The following is a 4,380-nucleotide window of genomic DNA, read 5'->3' as shown; positions in this document are numbered from 1 at the left end:
CTTCTCCAGATAATCCTGGTGATCGGGCTCGGCCTCCCAGAACTCGCCGACCGGCTGGACCTCGGTCACCACTTTGCCATCCCACAGCCCCGAGGCATCCACATCGGCGATCGTATCCTCGGCGACGCGCTTCTGCTCCTCGTCGACATAATAGATGCCCGACCGGTAGGAGAGCCCACGATCATTGCCCTGGCGGTTCAGCGTCGTCGGATCGTGGATCTGGAAGAAGAATTCCAGGATGTTCCGGTAGCTCGTCACTGTCGGGTCGAAGACAATCTCGATCCCCTCGGCATGCGTGCCGTGATTACGATACGTGGCGTTCGGAATATCGCCGCCCGTGTAACCCACACGGGTCGAGATGATGCCGGGCCGCTTGCGGATCAGATCCTGCATGCCCCAGAAACATCCTCCTGCGAGAACAGCGCGCTGATGCATGTTAAGCCTCCTCTACTTGATCGAGATATTCACCGTATCCCTCGGACTCCATCTCGTCGCGCGGGATGAAGCGAAGGGACGCTGAGTTGATGCAGTACCGCAGACCGCCGCGGTCGGAAGGACCATCGGGGAACACATGGCCGAGATGACTGTCTGCGTGTACTGACCTGACCTCCGTCCGGACCATGCCGTGTGCGCTGTCCCGCACCTCGTTCACGTTTGCCGAAACGATCGGCTTGGTGAAGCTGGGCCAGCCAGTACCCGAATCGAACTTGTCCGTCGAAGCGAACAGTGGCTCTCCCGACACTATGTCGACGTAGATGCCAGGCTCCTTGTTGTCGTTGTACTCGCCCGTGAAGGGCCTTTCGGTGCCCGCCTCCTGGGTAATTCGGTGTTGCTCGGGAGTCAGGTGGTCGATTGCTGTCTGTGACTTTTCAAACTTCATTACAGTCTCCAATACTTATCTAGAGGGCCAGGCACGCTACCGCTAATTTTTTATGTCTCCTGATTTGCTCCTACAATGGTAGTGGGATGGCAAACGAGGTTTTACTAAGTGTTGGAAAATTAGAGATTTAAATTTCGCGTCTATTAATTCTAGCGCAACTGAGTGGTTAAGCAAGTACGTAATCAGTAAATATTAAAAAAATAACACAAAAGCACGATTATATAATACAGTGTCAGTGTTTTATGATAATCAACAACGCCTGTTTAGATGCTGGTAGATGCGAATTTTTTGGCGTACAGTCAAAATTTTCTGATGGTTGCTTAGTGTGTTGGCGCTGATGGAAAATTGACCCACCCTGCCGATTGAAATTTGACCCAGGGCGGATTGCTGATTTTGTTACCAGCAACTGTGGATAAGTCTACCAGCGCAGCTGCTGTTGCCCCCACTCCTTCGCTAGCCCAGTTCAGTTGTTTAAGACCTGCCACACGCAGCCATGTAGCAGGCCGTCGTCGCCATGAAATCAGAACGGCTCATCGTCCTCCGGTTCCTGGCCGCCCTTACGCTTTCGCTCCCGTGATTTGATCTTGGCCTGGGCCGCCAAGCTACTGTGTTGCAGGCGATAGGACTCGTTACCGGTTTCGACGATGTGGCAGTGGTGGGTCAGCCGATCCAGCAGGGCGGTGGTCATCTTGGCGTCGCCGAACACGCTCGACCATTCGGCGAAGCTCAGGTTGGTGGTGATCACCACGCTGGTGTGTTCGTACAGCTTGGATAGCAGGTGAAACAGCAACGCACCGCCGGCCTGGCTGAAGGGCAGATAACCCAGTTCGTCGAGGATGACCAGATCCATGCGCAGCAGAGCTTGGGCGATCCGCCCGGCTTTGCCGTCGTGCTTTTCGCGCTCCAGCAGATTGACCAGATCGACCGTGGAGTAGAAGCGCACGCGCTTGCCGTGCCGGGTGATGCCGGACACGGCCAGCGCAGTGGCCAGGTGGGTTTTACCGGTGCCAGGCCCACCGATCAGCACCACGTTCTGCGCGGTGTCGGTAAAGGCCAGACTGGCCAGTTCGCTGATCAAACGAGCGTCTGCGCTGGAGGCGCTGAAGTCGAAGCCGGCCAGGTCGCGGTGCATCGGCAGCTTGGCCATGTTCATCTGGTGGCTCACCGAGCGCATGGCGCGATCTGTGTGCTCTTGTTCCAGCAGGTGTTCGAGCAGCCACTTGGACGAGGCTGTGTTCGACTCACCCTGCGCAGTCAACTCCGCCCAGGCCGTGGCCATGCCGTGCAGGCGCAGCTCCTTGAGTTCCGCCATCAAATCACGCATGACCGATCTCCTCGGTCTGGCCACGCAGGCGGTCGTAGCGCGCCGTGTTAGCGACGGGGGCTTCCTTGAGCGACAAGTGGGTTTCGACGCTGGGTGGTGGTTCGGTCGCGGCCAGGCGCGCCACGACATTGAGGATGTGTTCGGCGCTCAGGCTGCCGCTTTCCAGTACCAGCTCAACAGCCACCAGCACCGCATCGAGCCCGGCGACCGGTACGGCAGCCAGAACTTGCGCCATGATCCGGTCACCGCCGGCATGACGCCCCAGACCGTGCTTAAGCTGACGCAGCGGCGCCGGCAGATCAGCAAAGGGCGCGCCGTTGCGCAGCGCACCGGGCTTGCGTTCGATCAGCGGGAGGTAGTGCTGCCAGTCATAGCTGACCTGGTCGCGATCCAGCAAGCGGACATGGCTGGCGATCAGCGCGTCGTCAGCCACCACCTCGATTCGCGTCGGATACAAACGGCTGCTGACCCACTTACCCGCATACTCACACGGCACCGAGTAGCGGTTGCGCCCGACGCTGACCAGGCAGGTGCTGGAGACCCGCGCAGGCCGCTCGACGTAACCGTCGAATGGCGCTGGCACAGGCATCAGTTCAGCGCGCTCCAACTCCAGCACTTCGGCCACACTCAGCCCGCTGTATTGAGGGTGCGTCAGCTCGTTCCAAAGCGCGCGGCAGCGCTGGCCCAGCCAGGCATTGAGTTCCTCGAAGGAGTGAAACTGGCAGTCCTGGGCGTCTAGCCAGATACGCCTGCGGCTGTCTTGCACGTTCTTTTCAACGATGCCCTTTTCCCAACCAGCGGCGACGTTGCAGAAGTCCGGATCGAACAGGTAATGCGCGCACATCACCGCAAAGCGCGCATTCACCGCCCGGCCTTTGCCCTTATTGACCTTGTCGACGGCGGTCTTCATGTTGTCGTAGATGCCCCGGCGCGGCACGCCGCCCAAGGAGCCGAACGAGCGTGTATGGGCGTCAAATAACATCTCATGGCCCTGGCTCGGATACGCCACAAGCCAGAACGCACGGCTGGCACACAGCTTCAGATGTGCCACCTGCATACGCCGGTAAATGCCGCCGACCAGCAAGCCTTCCTCGCTCCAGTCAAACTGAAACGCCTCGCCAAGAGCAAAGGTCAGCGGCACAAAGGCCTGCGACGCCTTGCCCTGTCCCCCTCGCCAGGCACGGATAAACGCGGTGAGCTGGCTGTAGCCACCGTCATAACCTTCGGCTTTGATTTGCGCCAACAGCGCCTTGGCACTGCGCCGCTGTTGCTTGGGCCGCAGCGAATCGGCTTTTAGCGCCTGCTCCAGCGTGGCGTGAAAAGGGCTGAGTTTGTTGAAGATCGCGCGGCGTTGGTAGACCGGCGGCTTGGCCTCAGGTGCTCTGACCCACTTGCGAATCGTGTTGCGCGCCAACCCGGTGCGCTTGGCTATCTCATGCAGCGACAGCTTGTCGCGGAAATACATCCGGCGAATTTTGCCCATCATTTCCATACTGATCACCCTGTGTTCTCCTGCTCAAAAATTGAGCAGAAGCAGTTGAACACCTGGGTCAGTTTTCAGTCGGCAGAACAGCCTCTACTGGGTCAGTTTTCGGTCAGCGGCAACATCCTTGCAACACGGTATTGGGACATAGCCATAAAAAAACCCCGCCTCGGCGGGGTTTTTAGTGGGGGCTCAACTCACAAGGACGCAAATAGGACTATTGCAGCAGCCGCGAAGGCCAGGCAAGCGGCCGCGATATTGAGTCGAGCGATTCGCGTGGCTGATGTGTGCTGAAAAAACAGGAGGTTTTAACTTGGTAAACTAAACACACTCATCAGGAGTTTACCATGAGCAAGAAACACAAGACTTACACCACAGAATTTAAAGCTGAAGCCATCAAATTAATTGAAGCCAATCAAGGCAATGTCTCGGAAACGGCTTTGTTGCACAAACCTATCTGTAAAGGGTTTTTCAGCGATATAATTTTCAAATGAAGAAGCCTACACACAAAATCTACCGCACAACCAATTGGCCCGCATATAACCGAGCACTCATGAGTCGCGGAAATATTGCCATTTGGTTTGATCCTGCTACGCAATGGTATGCGCCATCAAAAGGCAAACAAGGGCGAAATCAAACCTACTCCGACGCAGCCATCCAATGCTGCTTAATGATTAAATCCTTATTCCGTCT

The 4,380-nt window shown here is 57.1% G+C and carries 6 protein-coding genes; 2 read left to right on the top strand and 4 right to left on the bottom strand.

Annotation, left to right across the window (positions count from 1 at the left end):
- The 4 genes from msrA to istA all read right to left on the bottom strand — a co-directional run.
- A partial coding sequence (msrA, locus tag ACNPNW_RS02855) for a peptide-methionine (S)-S-oxide reductase MsrA (RefSeq protein WP_126551162.1) occupies positions 1–435 on the bottom strand: 435 nt, incomplete at its 3' end.
- Position 436: 1 nt separating this feature from the next.
- The gene (gene msrB / locus ACNPNW_RS02850) at positions 437–880 is read right to left on the bottom strand and encodes a peptide-methionine (R)-S-oxide reductase MsrB (RefSeq protein WP_003464965.1); all 444 of its coding nucleotides are present in this window, start codon (positions 878–880) and stop codon (positions 437–439) included.
- A 520-nt stretch (positions 881–1,400) separates the two neighbouring features.
- Positions 1,401–2,204 (bottom strand): IS21-like element ISPst3 family helper ATPase IstB, encoded by an 804-nt coding sequence (gene istB / locus ACNPNW_RS02845; protein ID WP_010454871.1) that lies wholly within the window; start codon positions 2,202–2,204, stop codon positions 1,401–1,403.
- Complete coding sequence (gene istA, locus ACNPNW_RS02840; protein WP_024012635.1) at positions 2,197–3,696, bottom strand: IS21-like element ISPst3 family transposase; 1,500 nt, start codon at positions 3,694–3,696, stop codon at positions 2,197–2,199. The genes istB and istA overlap by 8 nt, the downstream gene beginning before the upstream one ends.
- A 338-nt stretch (positions 3,697–4,034) precedes the next feature.
- Between istA and ACNPNW_RS02835 the strand changes: the two genes are divergently transcribed.
- Positions 4,035–4,181 (top strand): transposase, encoded by a 147-nt coding sequence (locus ACNPNW_RS02835; protein WP_005028587.1) that lies wholly within the window; start codon positions 4,035–4,037, stop codon positions 4,179–4,181.
- Positions 4,178–4,380, top strand: a 203-nt coding sequence (locus ACNPNW_RS02830; protein ID WP_171252086.1) for a transposase, incomplete at its 3' end; no start/stop codon positions are given. The genes ACNPNW_RS02835 and ACNPNW_RS02830, both read left to right, overlap by 4 nt.

This window comes from Acinetobacter endophylla, from assembly GCF_053543775.1.
Note: the sequence above shows the minus strand (reverse complement) of the source record. Positions and strands in the feature narration are given on the sequence as shown.